The organism is Neoaquamicrobium sediminum (assembly GCF_013240295.1).
GTDB classification, from domain to species: Bacteria; Pseudomonadota; Alphaproteobacteria; order Rhizobiales; family Rhizobiaceae; genus Aerobium; species Aerobium sediminum.
The window spans coordinates 1-17,431 of record NZ_JABETK010000005.1; the positions used below are offsets into that span (position 1 = coordinate 1).

Annotated in this window: 18 protein-coding genes and 3 pseudogenes; 7 read left to right on the forward strand and 14 right to left on the reverse strand. The window is 62.6% G+C overall.

Features of this window, described 5'->3' with window-relative positions; all coding sequences use genetic code 11:
- Positions 1-326 precede the first annotated feature (326 nt).
- The 14 genes and pseudogenes from HK436_RS27625 to HK436_RS33865 form a co-directional block, all read right to left on the reverse strand.
- Positions 327-701: a 3,4-dihydroxy-2-butanone-4-phosphate synthase gene (locus HK436_RS27625; protein WP_244649487.1), complete on the reverse strand. Its 375-nt coding sequence runs from the start codon at positions 699-701 to the stop codon at positions 327-329.
- Positions 702-1,388: 687 nt separating this feature from the next.
- Positions 1,389-1,649, reverse strand: a pseudogene (locus HK436_RS33860) (MBL fold metallo-hydrolase); the annotation flags it as partial.
- 88 nt (positions 1,650-1,737) lie between these two features.
- The gene (locus HK436_RS27635; protein ID WP_173194857.1) at positions 1,738-1,920 is read right to left on the reverse strand and encodes a hypothetical protein; all 183 of its coding nucleotides are present in this window, start codon (positions 1,918-1,920) and stop codon (positions 1,738-1,740) included.
- A gap of 450 nt (positions 1,921-2,370) precedes the next feature.
- The gene (locus HK436_RS27640) at positions 2,371-3,252 is read right to left on the reverse strand and encodes an LLM class flavin-dependent oxidoreductase (RefSeq protein ID WP_173194858.1); all 882 of its coding nucleotides are present in this window, start codon (positions 3,250-3,252) and stop codon (positions 2,371-2,373) included.
- Positions 3,249-3,746, reverse strand: coding sequence for an LLM class flavin-dependent oxidoreductase (locus tag HK436_RS27645; protein WP_173194859.1), 498 nt, complete (start codon positions 3,744-3,746; stop codon positions 3,249-3,251). The genes HK436_RS27640 and HK436_RS27645 overlap by 4 nt, the downstream gene beginning before the upstream one ends.
- A gap of 87 nt (positions 3,747-3,833) precedes the next feature.
- On the reverse strand, positions 3,834-4,421 hold the full coding sequence (locus tag HK436_RS27650; RefSeq protein WP_173194860.1) for an NADPH-dependent FMN reductase: 588 nt from the start codon (positions 4,419-4,421) through the stop codon (positions 3,834-3,836).
- 134 nt (positions 4,422-4,555) lie between these two features.
- Positions 4,556-5,589 (reverse strand): annotated as a pseudogene (gene dmpG, locus HK436_RS27655) (4-hydroxy-2-oxovalerate aldolase).
- Positions 5,586-6,530, reverse strand: coding sequence for an acetaldehyde dehydrogenase (acetylating) (locus HK436_RS27660; protein ID WP_173194861.1), 945 nt, complete (start codon positions 6,528-6,530; stop codon positions 5,586-5,588). Before HK436_RS27660 ends, dmpG begins: the two are co-directional and overlap by 4 nt.
- A complete protein-coding gene (locus tag HK436_RS30725; RefSeq protein WP_206680602.1) occupies positions 6,527-6,997 on the reverse strand; it encodes a 2-keto-4-pentenoate hydratase in 471 nt (156 codons plus the stop codon). Before HK436_RS30725 ends, HK436_RS27660 begins: the two co-directional genes overlap by 4 nt.
- Positions 6,978-7,322 (reverse strand): 2-keto-4-pentenoate hydratase, encoded by a 345-nt coding sequence (locus HK436_RS30730; RefSeq protein WP_206680603.1) that lies wholly within the window; start codon positions 7,320-7,322, stop codon positions 6,978-6,980. Before HK436_RS30730 ends, HK436_RS30725 begins: the two co-directional genes overlap by 20 nt.
- Complete coding sequence (locus tag HK436_RS27670) at positions 7,319-7,867, reverse strand: flavin reductase family protein (protein ID WP_206680604.1); 549 nt, start codon at positions 7,865-7,867, stop codon at positions 7,319-7,321. The genes HK436_RS30730 and HK436_RS27670 overlap by 4 nt, the downstream gene beginning before the upstream one ends.
- Before the next feature lie 70 nt (positions 7,868-7,937).
- Complete coding sequence (locus HK436_RS27675) at positions 7,938-8,807, reverse strand: alpha/beta fold hydrolase (protein WP_173194862.1); 870 nt, start codon at positions 8,805-8,807, stop codon at positions 7,938-7,940.
- 27 nt (positions 8,808-8,834) lie between these two features.
- Entirely contained in the window at positions 8,835-10,325 is a 1,491-nt protein-coding gene (locus tag HK436_RS27680) for a 4-hydroxyphenylacetate 3-hydroxylase family protein (protein ID WP_173194863.1), read from the reverse strand.
- 76 nt (positions 10,326-10,401) lie between these two features.
- Positions 10,402-11,372, reverse strand: a pseudogene (locus HK436_RS33865) (3-carboxyethylcatechol 2,3-dioxygenase).
- A 76-nt stretch (positions 11,373-11,448) separates the two neighbouring features.
- Between HK436_RS33865 and HK436_RS27695 the strand changes: the two are divergent.
- The 7 genes from HK436_RS27695 (at position 11,449) to HK436_RS27725 (ending at position 17,406) form a co-directional block, all read left to right on the forward strand.
- On the forward strand, positions 11,449-12,255 hold the full coding sequence (locus tag HK436_RS27695) for an IclR family transcriptional regulator domain-containing protein (RefSeq protein WP_173194866.1): 807 nt from the start codon (positions 11,449-11,451) through the stop codon (positions 12,253-12,255).
- A gap of 296 nt (positions 12,256-12,551) precedes the next feature.
- Positions 12,552-13,565, forward strand: coding sequence for a TRAP transporter substrate-binding protein (locus HK436_RS27700; RefSeq protein WP_173194867.1), 1,014 nt, complete (start codon positions 12,552-12,554; stop codon positions 13,563-13,565).
- Between the two features lie 115 nt (positions 13,566-13,680).
- The gene (locus HK436_RS32630; protein WP_173194868.1) at positions 13,681-14,883 is read left to right on the forward strand and encodes a TRAP transporter large permease subunit; all 1,203 of its coding nucleotides are present in this window, start codon (positions 13,681-13,683) and stop codon (positions 14,881-14,883) included.
- 2 nt (positions 14,884-14,885) lie between these two features.
- Positions 14,886-15,491, forward strand: coding sequence for a TRAP transporter large permease subunit (locus HK436_RS32635; RefSeq protein ID WP_173194853.1), 606 nt, complete (start codon positions 14,886-14,888; stop codon positions 15,489-15,491).
- Positions 15,492-15,552: 61 nt separating this feature from the next.
- Positions 15,553-16,332 (forward strand): 2-keto-4-pentenoate hydratase, encoded by a 780-nt coding sequence (locus HK436_RS27715; protein ID WP_173194869.1) that lies wholly within the window; start codon positions 15,553-15,555, stop codon positions 16,330-16,332.
- Positions 16,333-16,355: 23 nt separating this feature from the next.
- Positions 16,356-16,571, forward strand: a complete 216-nt coding sequence (gene thmT, locus HK436_RS27720) for a 2-hydroxymuconate tautomerase (protein ID WP_173194870.1) — start codon at positions 16,356-16,358, stop codon at positions 16,569-16,571.
- 7 nt (positions 16,572-16,578) lie between these two features.
- Positions 16,579-17,406 carry an alpha/beta fold hydrolase gene (locus HK436_RS27725; RefSeq protein WP_173194871.1) on the forward strand — a complete coding sequence of 276 codons (828 nt, stop codon included), beginning with the start codon at positions 16,579-16,581 and terminating at the stop codon, positions 17,404-17,406.
- Positions 17,407-17,431 lie beyond the last annotated feature (25 nt).

Below are 17,431 nucleotides of genomic sequence, written 5' to 3' on the forward strand. Positions count from 1 at the left end.
GGCCACCGCCTCGACCTCGGACGTCAAAACCGGATCTTTATCTCCCTCTGCGGCATGTTCCGGCTGGCGAGATGACAGCACCAGGTCGTATCCCTCTTCTGACGGCCAGCCTCCGCCGTGGCCCTGCCCTTGCCGGTGCTGGCCCCGGTACGACGCGACCTTGCGCTCAGTCATACTGTGCCCTCCTTGTCGTTTCCGGACCGTGTTAGCGACCCTTGATTCAGTATTGCCGCGCCTGCGCGGACGGGCTTCAGAAAGGCTGATCGGTGAAACCGTAACGCGCTTCGCGCCAGACGATCAGGTCGGCGATGCTGACAAGCGTCAGCTCAGCCGCCGGCTAAAGCGCCAGCCTCCCGGCAGGCGCGCCATTCGCCGTCCGGCTGCGCGATCTCGCAAAGCACCCCTGCCGGATAAGCGCCCGCAAATCCCGCGCCAGATCGACCGCGCCTCGGTGTGCCCCTGCACGCCTCAGAAACCCTGCGCAAAGCGAAGCGGGAAGACGTGGCCGGGGCGGTTGAAATCGGCCGCGACCCGGCGGCATCCGCGAGCGCGCGGATCGTCTTGGCCCGGTCGGTTGCCGAAATGCCCGTCGTGGTACCCTCCTTGAGATCGCAGCTGATCGCGAAGCCGGTCGAGAGATATTCGGTATTCTCTGGCACCATCTGAGGCAGGGCGAGATCTTCTAGCCGGTTGGTCGTCATGGCGACACAGACTGCCGCGTCCCAAGGTTGCCATGAAGTTGATGGCGGCAGGCGTTACGGCATCCGCGCCATGATCAGGTCTCCTCGTTCTCGCGACCCTCGTCGTCCACAACAATGACCATTTCGCCGTTCGCGATTGCGGAGAGCGCACCCTCGATCGAGTCAAACTCCAGATACGAGTCCAGTTCTTCGGTGACAAGTTCGTGCAGGGCGACCGATGGGATCGAAGAAATCAGAGTGTTTCTGGAAGGTCACGCACGTTTTCCGTTCTATGTAGTGGCTGGTTCTCAAGTCCGGGTCGAGCAGGACGACCGCGACTGGAGGCGCGGTCGCCGCTCGATATCTCACATTTCAGGCAGCCAGAGGTCTTGGCACATATTCATAGTTGGCACCATTGCGGATAACGTGGCCGAAACCCGGAAATTCGAGGATGCATTCCACCAATGGCAAGACCATCGGTGGCTGCCATGTCAAGGATACGTTTTCGGGTTGCGCGCGCCTGTTCGACATCGACATCAAAGACCATTCCGACCTCGGGGTGCACCAATCTGCACTACGGGGACATGGGTTATGTCACCCCAGATCAGGAGCTGGTCGTCACCGCTCGAGACCATGTATCCGCTGTGACCCGGCGTGTGGCCTGGCAATGCCATCCGCCCAATCCCGGCAGGATTTCTTCCTCAGCGATCAGATGCCAACGCCCCGCATAGGCGGCGCGCAGCTTGCCCGAGTAGCTGTTGACCTGCTCGGAGACCCCCGATCGGTTGGCGGCTCGCCGCCATACCAGTGCCTATCCTCCTCGACTGCAAGGAACACGTCGGCCTTCGGAAAAATGGCTGCGCCCGAACCGTCAAGCATGCCGCCAGCGTGGTCGGCGTGCATATGCGTCAGAGCGACAGAGTCAATCTGATCCGGAGACACCCCCAGAGCCGCAAGGTTCTGCATTACCTTCCCAGTGTCGGCCCCATCAGACTCCCTGAGCCGGTATCAATGAGAATACGCCGCTCACCATGTTCGACCAGATATGCGCCGACGGTCACATGCGGCTCGGCGGGACGAAACGGCCCGTCAGCGTCTTGCGCACGCCGTCGGGGGCCATGCCGACCATTACCTCGGGTGGCAACGGAACTATGCCGTCATTCACGGCGGTAATCACGATGTCGCCAACACGCTTGCGGTAAAGGCCTGGCACCTGCCTTATTTGTTGATTAACAGGCATTTGCATCTCCTCCAACAGTAGCCGTTTTCGTTTCAAAAGAGGCGTCACTGCGCGCCGATTAGAAGAACTTTGCCAGCCGCAACAGGACGGCCACAGCGTTCCTGAGCCCATTAGCGGCGTCGGTACCCACCTTCATCCCCCATGAAGAATAGGTGTGCTCCCCCGAGAGCAAGCTAAACTAAACAGGGATCTGCACCCGCAGGCGCAGGTAAGAAATCGTCGGGTTGTGCATCGCGGCGAAAACCTCGCTCACATGAAGAGTAGCCTGTGCCGCAGTGAAACCAGACCCCACGCAACATCCTGATCGATTTTCTAAGTGTCTGATCCAAAAGTCGCCATACCGGGCTGCAAATCGCGATTTCTGCGCTTCCGGTGCTCACGTACCCGAATGTACGCTGCGCTCCGGTTCTCGAAATCGCTATTTTCGCCCTCGGTCTGACGCTTCTTGATTCAGACACTAAGCACTGTTAGTTCCCTCCCGATTTCCGTCCACCGATGTTTTTTATGGCCTGCGCACAAAAATTGGCGCACGGCATGCTTGATTATTTTGGTGGTTTCAAAGGGCCGGTTGCGCCAGGTTTCTTCGCGCATCTCCTTGCGCAACACTGGCTTGCGCTGTTCGAGCTTGACGCCAATCTTCGGCAGCACCTTCTCGACAAGAAGTTCGTTCGACCGCAGGAGCTTGTCCACCGGGCCGGGGCCGACGCCAATCCAGGGAACCAATACGTCCATGTTATAGGTCTTGATGGCATCCTCGAGCTTGCGGGCGACCGTATCGACCGAACCGGCGATCGCATATCCGCGATCCACCATGGTTCGGTAGGTGTTCGGGATCGGTCCGGTTTCGCCGGGCAGGCGTAGCGCCTCGTTGAAGCCGAAGTGGTCGTGCCAGCCCGTCCAGATGTAGCCGAGGGCTTGTTCGCCAATAGCGAATGCCTCTTCATCTGTGTCCGCCACCACTATGTCACGGAAGTGGCCGACATTCTCGCCCCACTTGATTTTCGGGTCACGTTTCAGCGCCTCGTTGTGATAGGCGTCGAGGCAGGACCGCAGGATATGGTCGATCGGCGTGAAGACGATCGGCATCGCGCCCTCACCGGCGGCCCAGCGCATCGTGTTGGGGCTGAGGGTGAAAGGCACCATCAATTCGATGGTCTTGGGATCCTGCAGGGTGTTCGGCGCAATGCCGATCTTCTTCAGAATGTCATTCTCGACCATGTCGGGAGCAAGCATCTTGGTCTTGGGGTGATCCCACCGAATATTGTCGGGCGGAACCTGCCAATGCTTGCCCTTGTAGGAGAATGTGGTGTTGTTCAGGAGGCCCCAGATCACATCGTAGGCTTCCTGGAACAATTCGCGGTTGATCGCGTCGTTCTTGGCATACTCCGGGTCGGTCGCGAAGGTCGCGACAGCGCCGTTCTTTGGCCGATCGTGGTGACGTGCCGCGACTGGTAGCCACGCGCAAATCCCGCGAACATGCGGCCTTCCGAGAAGTGGTCGAGCATGGCTAGGTCCTCGGCCACGAGGATCGGGTTGCGCGCCGGCAGAACCGTCGCCATCTGGCCGATGCGGATCTTCTTGGTTATGCCCGCCGCCCAAGCTCCCAAAAGAATTGGGTTGTTGGAAATCTCAAGCCCCTCGAGGTGGAAATGATGTTCGGAGAATGCCACGAAATCGAACCCGAGTTCTTCGAGCTGCTTGATGATGCGCGCATGTTCGTTAAGCGAACGCTGATAATAGGTTGGGTCGGCACCCGGATACTTCGCGCCCTTCAATTCGTTGTGCTTGGCAGCAGATGCTGGCAACAGAAACGCTCCGAATCTCATACTGTCTTCTCCCTTCAAGGCTAGCAACTTTGCCTTTGCATTGTCGCCCGTTGCACGGCGCGGTGCCGCGAGACTTTGCTTGACCGACTAGGCGGCCTGCATATTCTGCCTGCTCATCGCGAATTCGGTCACCTGCGCGGCGATCGTGTCGAGCTGGAAGCGTATCGACACATCGACGCACTTGCCCTCGACATCGAACACCGGCAGTGACGAATTAATCATCCCACCCATTGGCGTCGGCCAACCGCGCAGCGCATGGGCGATCGAGCGCAGCGCCGCCAGAGTCTGTCCAGCGGCCTGCCAACCCGCGCCGCATGCGATGCAGCCGATTGGCAGACCATCGAAATAAACCCGTTCATCGCGGTTCATGTCCTCGGTGTAATCCAGGGCATTCTTGACCAGTCCCGAAACCGAACCGTGATAAGCCGGAGAACAAATCACCACGGCGTCGCATTCCCGCATCAACGACACCAGCCGACCGGCGGCTTTGCTCCGCTCTGGAATTTCCGGGGCATAGAGTGGAAGGCTCAGCGCCTCCCCCGACAAGAGTTCGGTGCGCGCGCCCAGCTCGCTTGCCCGTTGCAGGACATGGGCAAGCGCCTTCTGGCCGGTGGATTGCGCGCGCAAAGTCCCGCCGATCCCGAGAACGAGGGGACTCCTTATGCGAACTGACATCGAAGAACCCTCCCAAGTTCCGGTCGACGGTAAGTGTCCGAATTAACGGGCGCTACGATTGCCTTTCTAGCTTTGCTAGATGTGTCGCTAGATTGAAGCAACGCTTCCATGAATTATGTTCGCTCTGCGAATATCTATTTCGCGGAGTCGCGGGAGCCCAGCAGGTCGAGCGCGACATCCACGATCATGTCTTCCTGCCCGCCGACCATCTTCCGCCGACCAAGTTCGACCAGTATGTCGCGGGAGTCGAGGCCATGGGCCGCCGCGCCGTTTCCGTGTGACGGAGGAAGCTTGAATAGACTCCGGCAAAACCCAGCGCGATGGTATCTCGGTCTACCTGAACCGGGCGGTCCTGGATCGGGCGCACCAGGCGGTCCGCCGCATCCATCAGCGCGAAGGCATCGCAGCCGTGCTGCCAGCCAAGCCGTTCAGCCACGGCGATAAAGGCCTCGAGCGGTGTATTGCCCGCGCCCGCCCCCATGCCGGCCAGCGAGGCATCCACCCGGTAGGCGCCCTCCTCCACCGCGACGACCGAATTGGCCACCGCGAGCGACAGGTTCTGGTGCGCGTGGATGCCGACCTGGGTTTCAGCGTTCAGCACGTCGCGATAGGCCCGGATCCGGTCGCGCACGCCATCCATCAGGAGCGCCCCGGCCGAGTCGGTGACATAGACGCAATGCGCGCCGTAGCTCTCCATCCGCTTTGCCTGCGCCGAAAGCTCCTTCGGGGCAAGCATATGAGCCATCATCAGGAAGCCGGAAACGTCCATCCCGATCTTGCGAGCATGGGCGATATGCTGTGCGGCCACATCGGCCTCAGTGCAATGCGTGGCCACGCGGACCGACCGCACACCGGCGTCAAAGGCGGCCTGAAGGTCGTGGATCGTGCCGATTCCGGGCACCAGCAGCGCGGTCAGCTTCGCGTTCTTCAGCTTTCCTGCAACAGCAGCGATCCACTCCAGATCGGTATGCCGCCCGAAACCGTATGCAAAGCTCGAACCGGCCAGGCCGTCGCCATGGCTCAGTTCGATCGCAGCCACCCCGGCGGCATCCAGGGCAGAGGCAATGTTGTCGCATTGATCCAGCGTGTAGCGGTGACGGATGGCATGCATTCCGTCGCGCAGTGTCACGTCCTGGATATAGAGTTCGGGTTTCTTCGTCGCTGTCATGCCACGCTTTCCTTCAGTAGCCGCTGCGCCAGCCGCTCGGCCGTCTTCAGCGCCGACGATGTCATAATGTCGAGATTTCCCGCATATTTCGGCAGGTAATGGCCGGCTCCTTCCACTTCGAGAAAGACGCTGACCTTCAGCCCGGTCGCCCGGTCATCCACGCCGGGTATGCGGGCGGCGGAATTGTCACCGATGGTCTCGAACTGGATATCCTGCTTCAGGCGATAGCCGGGCACATAGTCCTGCACCTCGGCAATCATCGCCCCGATCGAGCGTCGGACGGCTTCGCGGTCGGTGGTCTTCGCCAGGCAATACACGGTGTCGCGCATGATCAGCGGCGGTTCGGCCGGGTTCAGGATGATGATGGCCTTGCCGCTCTTGGCGCCGCCGACGTCACAGATCGCTCGTGACGTGGTCTCGGTGAACTCGTCGATGTTGGCGCGGGTGCCCGGACCGGCGGAGCGCGACGAAATCGAGGCGACGATCTCGGCGTAGGTCACCTCGGCGATGCGCGACACGGCCGCCACGATCGGAATCGTCGCCTGCCCGCCGCAGGTGACCATGTTCACGTTATCTTCCTTGAGGTGGTCGGACATGTTAACAACCGGAACAACGAACGGCCCCATCGCCGCCGGGGTGAGGTCTATCATGACCTTACCGGCGCCGCGCACGATCTCGTCGTTGCGCCGGTGCGCCCCGGCCGAGGTCGCATCGAAGACGACGCCGATCTCGGGCCAAACGGGCAGGCGAGTTAGCCCGTCGATGCTTTCATGCGTGGTCGCAACGCCCATCCGCGCGGCGCGGGCGAGCCCATCGCTCGCCGGGTCGATGCCGACCATGGCGCCCATCTCCAAAACCTTGGAGTTGCGCAATATCTTGATCATCAGGTCCGTGCCGATGTTGCCCGATCCGATGATCGCGGCTTTGATCTTCTGGCTCAAGCGTCCGCCCTCCCGTCTTCAAAATTCACCTGAATGGGTGAGAATCCGGAAATTTCGGCCAGATACACCTCGCCGGAACGTACAGGAACCATCGGCCCGAAGGCCCCCGACATCACGATGTCACCCTCCTTGAGGGGCTGCCCCAGTTCCGCCATCCTGCGCGCCAGCCAAAGCATGGCATTGAGCGGACTGCCCATGCAGTCCACGCCCAGCCCGCGCGACACCACGCTGCCGTTGCGCGACAGGATGCCCCCGCAAAGGCGCAGGTCGATGTCGGTCAGGCGCCGTGCCCCGAGGCCCAGAAGGAAGCCGCCGCCCGAGGCGTTGTCGGCGACCGTGTCCACCAGCTTGATGTTCCAGTCGCGGATGGCGGTGTCTACCACCTCCAGCGCCGGCACCGCATAGGCCACACGGCGTATCAGTTCGGCCATCGGCGCCTGCGGATCGTCAAGGCCCTTGTCCATCACGAACGACCTCGAGCTCGGCCTTAGGCTGCATGAACCGGCGTGTGTCCACCACTTCGCCTTCGGTAAAGAAGTAGTCTGCCCAGAGCATGCCGAAATCGGGCTGATCGATCCCCATCTGCGCCTGCACCGCCGGAGAGGTCAGGCCGATCTTGCGCCCCACGAGCCGCCGCCCGTGGTTCAGCCAGTGCCGGTTCACGGCATCCTGCACCGCGTAGGCGTCCTCCACGGAGCCTAGGCCGTGGCTTTCGCGCAACGGCGGGATTTGCGCCAGATCGGTACGGGCCTGTACCAGTGCGGCGGCCATTTCGTCGATGGGGATGGTCATGTCGTTCCTTCGGGAGGCGTGGCGGAGCTCTCGATCGGCAGATAGCTGCCGCGCCAGTAGAGCAGAGGTGTCTTGGCGAAAGTCTCGGCCCGCACCACCCGTCCGATCAGGATGGTATGGTCTCCGCCCGGAAGAGTGGACTCAAGCGTGCATTCGATCCAGGCCGCGGCACCGTCGATCAGCGGCATGCCTGCAAGCCCTTCGGTCACGTCGAGGCCCGCGAAGCGGTCTGTGTCCGGCGTGGCGAACCGGCGGGAGATCGCCGTCTGGTCGGCGGCAAGGATGTTCACCGAAAAACAGCCGGCGCGCAGGAAAATCGGCAGCGAATAGGCGGTGTTGCGCAGGCTCCACTGCACCAGGGGCGGGTCGAGCGACAGAGACGAAAAGGACGTCGCCGTGACGCCGTACCGACCCTCTTCAGCATCATTGGTGGTCATGACGGTGATGCCGCTTGCAAACCGCCCCAGAGCCTCGCGGAAGGCATTCGGGGCAAGTGGCGGTGGCGAGCCGCCACCGCGGAAACGGTCTGTCTGTATGTGCATCATGTCATCGTATCCATCGTTGGTTGGGGGTCGATGCCCGCATGGCCGTTCTTACCCAGGAAGGCCCGGGCGCTCAGCGTCCCAGCAGGAAATCGAGGTGGATGCGGTTGAAGGTCTGCGGATCCTCGAACTGAGGCCAGTGCCCGCATTCGTTCATGACCTCGAACCGGGCACGCGGGATCGCCTCGGCGATCTTGCGGCCCTCTTCGGGAGTGGCGGTGGGATCGTGCGAGGTCCAGAGCACGAGGGTCGGCGCCTTGATACTGGCGCTGTCCTCGGCACTGAACATGTTGCGCCGGCGCGTCTCCATCTCCTGCAGGCAGAGGATGCGTTTCATGGTCTCTGAGTAGCCGGGCTGCGAGTAGATCGCCCGACGCACCTCCACGAGGTCATCGTTCACCTTCCACTTGTGGTGCATCAGGAACTCCAGCCGCGTCCTGATCCGCTCCGGCGTCGGGTCGGTCACAGCCTCGGTCGTCAACCGCTTGATACGCTCCATCACTTCCGGATAGGCCGTCCAGCCCCCGGCGGTGTTCAAGACCACGCGGTCAACCCATTCGGGATGGTGGACAGCCAGCCACCCCGCAACCCAGCCACCGAGCGATTCACCCGAGACATGGGCCTTCTTGCGGCCCAGCGCCTTGATGATGTCGATCACATGCCGGGCATAGTCGGCGATCTCGTAGGCCAGGGGCGGCTTGTCGCTCCAACCATGACCGACCAGGTCGATGGCATACGTCCGGAAATGCGCGGCATGCGCGGCAAGGTTGCGACTGTAGGCCTCGGCGTGACCGCCGGTGCCGTGGATCAGGATGAGAAGCGGCTTGTCCTCGTCCCCAGCCGCCAGAAAACGGGTGCGAACACCGCCTGCGTCGAGGTAGCCCTGCGTAAAGGCAACTCGGGTCAGGTCGGTCCAGATCGACGCATGTTGCTGCGCTGTCATTTGAAAGAACTCCGATTTTTGGCGTTATCAGGCGGCGGCGGCCGACCGCCGGCTCGCGGCCGACGGGTCGCCGGCAAGCGCGAGCGCCTCGTTAACCAGAGTCATCATCTCGCGGTCGTCGACCTGTAGATAGTTCGAGGCCGTGGTCCGGACTGGGTCGCCGGCATAATAACGCTCATACTGGAGCAGCCGCGATCCGAAGGCTTCACCGGAAAGATCCCAAGCCAGCTTGAACAGCCGCGCCCGGTCCACCGAAGACATCCCGCCCGTGCCCTGATAATAGAGAGCGGTCTCTTCGGACAGATCGGGGACCGCGAAGTCTGCGCCCGACGGCATCATCATGAAGCCGCCCGCCGCGATGGTCTGGATCATCTCGACCACCTTGGGATAGGCCGTCGGCAGGAAGGTGCGGAGCGCCTGCAGCGGCGCAAGCGCGGGACGCACGGTGCCATATCCGGTCTGCTCGCACTCCACCTCGGCGCGTACGAGGCCGCTCTTGAGGAACTCGATCCCGTTCAGCGCCTCGCCCAGCATGCGCTGGACATGCAGGAACTTGTCGGCGCCGATCGAACGGGCCACTGCGACGGCGACACCGACCGAGAACTGCATCTTCACCAGCGCGCGGGTGTTGGTCTGGTGCGACGTGTAGTTGCGTAGCGCCGTCTCGTTATAGAGCGCGTTGTTAAGCGCCACGTCACGATACATGAACACCCGTTCCCAGGGAACGAAGACGTTGTTGAAGATCAGGAGAGAATCGTTCTCCTCGAAATTGTTCGACAGCGGATGGTCGAAATCCGACCGCTGGCCATCGAGCGTGTAGGGCTCGCGGCAGATCTGGCGCACCCCGGGATCCGACACCTTGACGGCAAAGGCCAGCGCATGGTCGGAGTCACTTTCCGGAATGCCCGGCAGACAGTACATCAGCATCTCGTCGGCGACGGCGCCCAAGGTCGCGACCATGCGGGCGCCCTGCACGTAGATGCCTTCCGGGGTTTCCTTGATCACCCGCATGTGCAGGTTCTTCTGTTCGGCCGACGATTTGGTGCGGTCGTTCTGCGGCGTGATCAGCGCATGGCTGAGGAAAAGGTCGTTGTCGCGAATGTACTCGTAGTACTTCACGATATTGTCCGCGAACTTCTGACCGCCGCGCCCGAAGACCTTGCGCGCCTCCGAGAATGCGAGCAGGCTGGTGTTCAGGAAGTCCGGAGACCGCCCCATGAGGCCGAAGTTCATCGAGGCCCAGTGGTAATAGGCTTCGCGCCGGCGGGCCAGATCTGCCGCAGTCCGGGCCGGCATGAACGCCATCCCGGCGCGCTCGCCGGTTTCGGGAACGACATAGGTCAGCTTGTCGCGCGTCGCCGGATCCACCTGCGCATCGTACAGACGGGCGAGCTGATGAACGATGCGCGTGAAGGCGGGATGAGTGGTCACATCCTCGATCTTCTCGCCGTTGATCCAGACATCGCGCTGGCTTGCCTTCAAGCCGTCAACGAATTGCTTTCCGCTTCGTACACCCATTTCAAACTTCCTGTTGAGTCTTGTTTGAGAGAAGGGGCGCCGCACTCATGCACGCAATCGGCGCCGCCCTGGCAGCTCAGGCCGGAGTGGCCGTCATGATGCCCATGCCGGTCAGCCATTCCGGTATCGGCTCGTAGAAGAGAACGTCGGACTTGTAGCCCTCGCCCATCGCCGCCAGCGCGGCGATCCAGCAGCGCACCTCATGTCCGCCGCGGCCGCCGGTCGCGGTGATCGCATCGTCATCGGACGCGTCGAGCACGGTGAGATCTCCGGACGAAAAGCCGTCAAGCAACATCTGGTCCCACTTTTCGTCGAGGGGGAGCAGCTTCGACTGGCCTGCGGCATAGCGCGGACCTTCGCCCATGACGTTGTTCTGACGCGTCATCCGCGCCGAGTGCGGAAGCACTCCACCCTCGATCAGCCGGGTCCGCACCTCCGGCGCTGCCGTTGCCAGGGACGGGATAGGAGGATCGTGAGAAAGGCCGCCCGAACCCAGGATCAGTACCCGCTCCGGGCAGGCCATTGCCCAGCGGCCGACCGCCCGGCCAAGCGCGCGCACCCGTTCCATCCGCGGACGGGGGCCAGCGCGCAGTTCACAAAGATCGGGATCATGCGCGTCAGAGGAAACTTTGCCGACAGCAGCTCAATAGGCTGGGCTCCGCCATGATCGACGTCCATCCGATACGAAATTGCCACATCGACGCCTTCGGTCAACGTATGCTCTGCGCAGGACCAGGCTCGATTCTCGGGAATTTCAAGCTTTCCCGCTACGGTACCGAAGTCGCCGACTGAAGCTCCCTCGATTCCGACGCAAAAGGACGGCAGAAGCTTGTAGAAGAAACCATTCACATGATCGGGATGAAACACCACGACCAGATCAGGCTCCGCCTTCGCAACAAACTGGGCAGCCTTGTCGACGGCTGACCAGAAACGCCCCTCTGCCTCCGGTGTGGCCCGATTGCGGTCCATGAGCGGACTGTGGGACGTACATACGCATCCGACGATCATACTGGTTCCTCCCTGACCACGCTGAGCCCGTTCCCGCATGAACTTGCGGCAATCGGCGCTTCAGGCGCCTCATCTTTCGGCCAACGAGGGGAGTTGTCGCGTCGATGTTGACTGATTGCAACGCAAACCCCTAAAATGTTCGTGTGGAGAACTTGGAGGCACGATGCCAGTACAGCCGAAGGCTTCGGTCCGGAAGCCCTACAAAGAGATCCAGGCGGTGACCCGAGCGCTCGAGGTTATTGAGGCCATCGCAGACCTCGGCTGGGTCAAGGTCGGTGTGCTCGCATCCTATACCGACATAGATCGGGGCTCGCTCTACCGTCTGATACACACGCTCGAAACTACCGGATATCTTAGTCGTCGTGCCGAGGACGGAGCGATTTCGCTGGGCAATCGGTTTGGCCAGATAGCTGATGGCATTCGTCAGGAGGATATAGCGGCAAAGGTGCTTTCACCGCTGATGCGCGAGCTAACCGAACGAGTGATGTGGCCCAGCGACTTTGGCGCCTTCATTGCCGGTCAGATGGTGATTCAGGCGTCAAGCCACATCTACAGTCCGGTTTCCGTCCACCGAAAACTCGTGGGAAAGACCCGGCCGTTGTTGCGTTCGGCTTTAGGTCTCGCATATCTGAGCGCGCTGGAGAAGGGCGCACGCCAGCGAACCTTGGAAATCGCTTGTCGGACAGGCAATCTGGACAAGGCCGACATTGCAAATCCGGCTAACGTCGAGCGCGCCATTGACGAGGTGCACCATCGTGGCTACGCGGTTTCGATCGGCCTTGTCGAGCAGAATATCGGTGCGGTCGCCATTCCAGTACAAGTCGGCCGCAAGGCAATAGGTGCCGTAAACATCGTCTACTTCCGCAGCGCGATGTCGACCGCAGAAGCGGTGGACACCTGTCTTCCCCGCTTCGCGAGATGACTGCACGGGCCAGCGCCCTGTTGGCATCGCACCTCCATGTGCCAAGTCGGTCCGTAGCGATCGAAACGACCAAGTGATCGAAGTGTTCACCTGACGAACATTTTGTCATGCGCGCTTGAGGAATCGCCCTCGGTCGCCAAGAAGAGCCATTGCGGCGCAGTCCCGCGATCTGGCACGGGCCGACGGACGGGTCCGGTGTCTCGGCATCAAAATGTGCCCGATCCTCCCGGAGGCGGTGCGCCGCCCTTCGGGAGGCGCACGCGGGATGGTTTGGGCTAGCAACAGGGAGGTTCAACATGTCATTTCGTCAACAAATCGCGGGCGCGGCCATAGGTCTCGGGGTGCTCTTCACGGCGGACCTGTCTCAGGCGCAGGAAGTGGTCCTGCGGTTCGCGAGTTTTCCGGGGCCGACCAATTTCCTGAACACCGACATTCTGGGTCCCTGGTTTCAGAAGCTGGAGGAGGAATCGGGTGGCAAGCTGAAGGTCGAGTTCCTGACCGGCGGCTCGGCTGCGGCCCCGACCGAAGTGTTCGATACGGTCGAGGCTGGTCTCGTGGACATGGGCTGGAGCATCACGTCCTACAATCCCGGTCGCTTCCCCGCCGCCGGCGTCACTGAACTTCCGCTGCTTGCCACAGGATCGACGGAGACCTCCGCTGCGATCGCCGCGCTTTATGACAGGGGGCTTGTCACGGGGTTCGAAGCGGTGAAGGTCGTCGGCATCGCCACTGCTGACATCGCGCGCCTGCACCATGCGGGCGACATCTCCGGCCTGTCGGACTTCAAGCGTGCCAAGGTGCGCGCGGCGGGCAGCGTCCTTTCCGCGATGATCACGGCAGTCGGGGCGACGCCGGTGGGGATGCCGGCGCCTGCCATCGCCGAAGGTCTCTCCAAGAACGTCGTCGATGCCGCCGCAGCCGACTGGTTCGCTGTGAAGGGCTTCTCTTTGCTCGATGTGACACGCTCACATGTCGATATTCCGCTGGGCACAACCGCAATGTACGTGATCATGAACCAGTCGGTCTATGACGGACTGCCAGCGGATATCCGCAAGGTATTCGATGAGAATCCGCCCAAGATCTTCGCTGAATTCTGGGGGCCACTTCTCGAGGAGGAAAGCGATCGCGTCCGCGGAGTGGTCGAGACGACTCCGGGGCACAAGATCATAACGCCCACCGATGCCGAGATGGCCGAATGGAAGGTCGCAGCGGACAAGGTGATCGCGGACTGGGTTGCCGCGACGCCGAATGGCGCTGCTGTGCTCGATGCCTACAAGGCTGAAATCTCCGCTTGGCGTGCCAAGCACTGACGCCCGGGGTATCGAAGTGGAAAAAAGCTCCGCGCTAGCTGCCGTCAGAGCCGGGGTTCAGGGTGGGCTGCGTGAAACAGCAGCCCGCTTTCTCGTCAACGTGGCAGGAATCGGCTTGCTGGCCCTGACATTGTCCCTCACGCTCGACGTGATTCTGCGCTGGGCCTTTGGGACGCCGATCCTGGGCCTTTACGAGGTTGCGGAGGTCTGCTTCCCAGCAGTGATGGCGCTGGCGCTGGTCTGGACCAACACCCAGCAGTCACATGTTTCCATGGGCATCCTGGGACAGATCACCGGCCGCGACGACGCACCACGCCTGGTTGCGGCCTTGCTGAATCTCGGGGTGCTCGGCCTGTTCGTCTGGTTCCTCATGCGCTACGCCATGACAAAGGCGAGCTACGGCGAGACGACACTCGTGCTCGGTCTGCCCAAGGCGCCGTTCTGGGGCGCGGCGGCCGTCGCGATGGCACTGGCGACATTGGCGCAGCTTGCCGTCTTCGGTGCGGAACTGGCGGCCTATGTCCGGCACGGGAGCCGGCGGCTTCATAATCTCGTGCCGCCGGTCGCAATGGTGGCCGCTGCGCTGGCGATCCTCCTTGTGACCGCCCATTACGCCCCAACGATCGGCGCCGGCCCGAAGATCCTAGCCGCTTTCGCGGTCCTCTACCTGCTTGCGCTGGCCCATGTGCCTATCGGTGTGTCGCTGGCGATAGCCGGTCTCGGCGCGGTGCTCTTGCAGATGGGGCTGCGCCCGGCGTTGCTGGTCGGCACCAACAACCTTGTCGGAAGCCTGTCCAGTGTCGATATGGCCGCGGTCCCGCTGTTCCTGCTGATGGGCAATTTTGCGATCGCAGCAGGCTTTGCGGACGACATCTTCTCTGCGGCGACGCTGCTCTTCGGCCGGATGCGGGGCGGGCATGCGATGGCAACGGTGATGGGTTGTGCAGGCTTCGGCGCGATAAGCGGTTCCTCCGTCGCCACCACCGGAACTCTGGGCGGGGTCGCCTTCCGGGAAATGCAGGCGCGCCGCTATGCGCCGTCCTTGTCCACCGGCAGCGTCGCCGCCGGCGGCACGCTCGGCGCTCTGATCCCGCCTTCCGTCATCCTGATCATCTACTGCGTAATTGCCGAGGTCTCGATCAGCAAGGCGTTTACCGCCGCTCTCCTGCCGGGGCTGATGGCGACCGCGCTCTACGTTCTCTCCGTCGTCATCCAGGTGCGGCTCATGCCCTCGCTGGCTCCGCCCCCGAACCGGACGCAAAGTTCTCGCCGTTCGGCGCCCTGCGCATCACCTGGCGACCGATCATCCTTTTCGTAACCGTGCTGGGCGGGCTTTACGGCGGCGTCTTTACCTCGCAGGAAGCTGCCGCTATGGGTGCGGGCTTTGCCTTTATCGCTTGGCTCGTCTCGGGCCGGGCCTCGTTCCCGGGCCTGTTCGAGGCCCTGCGCAGCGCCCTGGGCACGAGCGCCGGACTCTATCTGCTGATTATCGGTGCCAACATGTTCGGCGGCCATCTGAACTTCGCCAACATGGCCCAGGCACTGTCATCCGTGATCAACCCCGAGACCATGCCCGCCTGGCTGGTCCTGGCCCTGCTTGCCGTGATGTATCTCGTTCTCGGGAGCATCTTCGACACCGTGGCGGCCGTGGTCATCACTGTGCCTTTCGTCCTACCCATCATCCTCTCGATGGGGTTCGATCCGATCTGGTGGGGCGTGGTCACGCTGACACTGGTCGAGATCGGCATGATCACGCCGCCGATCGGGATGAATATCTTCGTGATGAAGGCCGTCGTGGGCAACCTTGTGAGGCTTGAGACAATATTCCGTGGCGTTATGCCCTTCCTGGCCGCAGACATGCTGCGTTTGGTGTTGCTGATCGCCTTTCCCTCGTTGTCGCTCTGGCTGGGGACAGTCCTTGAATAACCCCTTCTGTAACCGCCTCCCGACACGGCAGACAGTAGCCCCCAGCCACGGAGTTGCCGGCATGACCGACCTTGCCGAAACCCTTGACCGGGCGGCCTGCGAGGCCCGCGCCGTGCCACAATCGCCGCCTGGCAAATCGCTCTCGCTGGATGACGCCTACCGGGCTCAGGCCCGGGTCGTCGCCAGACGGCTGGAACGGGGCGAGCGCCCGGTAGGCCTGAAAGTCGGCCTCACCAGCGAGGCGAAGATGCGGCAGGTCGGCGTTCGCGAGGTGATCCTCGGCCGCCTCACCGACGCCATGCAAATCAGTGATGGCGGGTTCGTCGACCTTGGCCGGATGATCCATCCGCGCGTCGAGCCCGAAGTCGCCTTCTTGCTGAGCCGACCGCTGCCGCCCACATCCGACCCGGCCAGCGTCCTCGCCTGCGTCGCGGGCGTGGCGGCAGCGCTCGAAATCATCGATTCGCGTTATCAGGGATTCCGCTTCGACCTCGGTGATGTCGTGGCCGACAACGCCTCGTCGGCGGGCTTTGTGCTCGGGCCCTGGCATCCGGTGGGAACCGATGTCGGCGACATTCCGATCGAGCTTGCCCTCGCAGGAGAGACCGGTGAAACCGGATCGAGCGCCGAGATCCTGGGCCATCCGCTGCGCGCCCTTGCCGAGGCAGGGCGCATCGCCGCCGTTCAGGGCATTCCCATGGCGGCAGGTGACGTAGTGCTTTCGGGTGCAGCCACGGCCGCGATTCCGCTCAGAGACGGCGCGCAGGTAAACGCCCGGTTTGGCGCCCTTGGCCATTTGACGCTGCGCGCCGGCTTCGGCGCCCGAACGACCGCAACCTGAACCAATCAAAAGGAGTGCGTTCCATGCCGATAGCAGAAGTCCTTATCTTCGAGGGCCGCACCGACGACCAGAAGCGCACCATCCTGAAGGAGGTCACGGACGCCCTGGTGCGCTCTACCGGGGCCGAGCCAGAGCGGGTGCGCGTCATCCTGAAGGAAATCCCCACGATGCATTTCTCAGTCGCGGGCGTCGCCATCGCCGACAGCCGGGCGGCTGGCAAGGCGCCGGGCAAGCTATAGGCCCGTCATGCCTGAATTCACCGCCTCGGATGGCGCCCGCCTCTTCTATCGGGACAGCAGCGAAGGCCGCCCCCTGGTCTGCCTGCACGGCCTTACCCGCAACGGGGGCGATTTCGATGTTCTGCGGCTACACCTGCCGGGTGTACGGCTGATCGCGCCGGATGCCCGTGGCCGCGGGCAGTCGGAACGGACCGGCGCCGCCACCTACACCCTTCCTCGGGAAACCGAAGACGTATTGAACCTGCTCGACCATCTCGGGCTCGCGTCTTCGGCCTTTCTGGGAACCTCTCGCGGGGGCATGGTCTCGATGGCGCTGGCCGCCCGCGCGCAGCATCGCATCCTCGGTCTTTGTCTCAACGACATCGGCCCCGAGATGGAACCCGACGGCCGGATGCGGATCACAACCTATGTCGGCTTTCAGCCGAAGGAGCGGAGCATTGAGGAACGGGTCGCCGCGATGCCGGAACACAGCCCCGGTTTTTCCAACGTGCCGGAAGAGCGATGGCGCGAGGAGGTCCGACGCCACTTCGTCGAGGCGCGCGACGGCCTGCGCATTGCCTACGACCCGACGTTGAGGGAAGCCTTCATGACGACTCTCGACCGTGCGCCGAACATGTGGCACGGCTTCGATGCGCTGGCCGGCAAGACCGTGGCGGTAATCCGCGGGGAAAACTCCGACATCCTGTCGCGGCGGATCGTGGACATGATGGCCGCTCGTCGGCCCGACCTGATCCGCGCCGTGGTTCCGGACCGCGGCCACATGCCCTTCCTCGACGAGCCGGAAAGCCTTGACGCGCTGCAGGCATTCCTGGTGGCCGTGCTGGCCGCGGCCTGAGTCGCCCCGACCGCGTCTCACGCGA

Bases quoted from the DNA above. Each gene is read 5' to 3' on its own strand.
- HK436_RS27680 (WP_173194863.1), bottom strand. From the start codon at position 10,325: ATGGGTGTACGAAGCGGAAAGCAATTCGTTGACGGCTTGAAGGCAAGC.
- HK436_RS27715 (WP_173194869.1), top strand. From the start codon at position 15,553: ATGACCGACCTTGCCGAAACCCTTGACCGGGCGGCCTGCGAGGCCCGC.
- HK436_RS27700 (WP_173194867.1), top strand. From the start codon at position 12,552: ATGTCATTTCGTCAACAAATCGCGGGCGCGGCCATAGGTCTCGGGGTG.
- HK436_RS27625 (WP_244649487.1), bottom strand. From the start codon at position 701: ATGACGACCAACCGGCTAGAAGATCTCGCCCTGCCTCAGATGGTGCCA.
- HK436_RS27675 (WP_173194862.1), bottom strand. From the start codon at position 8,807: ATGACAGCGCAGCAACATGCGTCGATCTGGACCGACCTGACCCGAGTT.
- HK436_RS27650 (WP_173194860.1), bottom strand. From the start codon at position 4,421: ATGTCAGTTCGCATAAGGAGTCCCCTCGTTCTCGGGATCGGCGGGACT.
- HK436_RS27645 (WP_173194859.1), bottom strand. From the start codon at position 3,746: ATGAGATTCGGAGCGTTTCTGTTGCCAGCATCTGCTGCCAAGCACAAC.
- HK436_RS27635 (WP_173194857.1), bottom strand. From the start codon at position 1,920: ATGCCTGTTAATCAACAAATAAGGCAGGTGCCAGGCCTTTACCGCAAG.
- thmT (WP_173194870.1), top strand. From the start codon at position 16,356: ATGCCGATAGCAGAAGTCCTTATCTTCGAGGGCCGCACCGACGACCAG.
- HK436_RS27670 (WP_206680604.1), bottom strand. From the start codon at position 7,867: ATGATGCACATACAGACAGACCGTTTCCGCGGTGGCGGCTCGCCACCG.
- HK436_RS30730 (WP_206680603.1), bottom strand. From the start codon at position 7,322: ATGACCATCCCCATCGACGAAATGGCCGCCGCACTGGTACAGGCCCGT.
- HK436_RS27725 (WP_173194871.1), top strand. From the start codon at position 16,579: ATGCCTGAATTCACCGCCTCGGATGGCGCCCGCCTCTTCTATCGGGAC.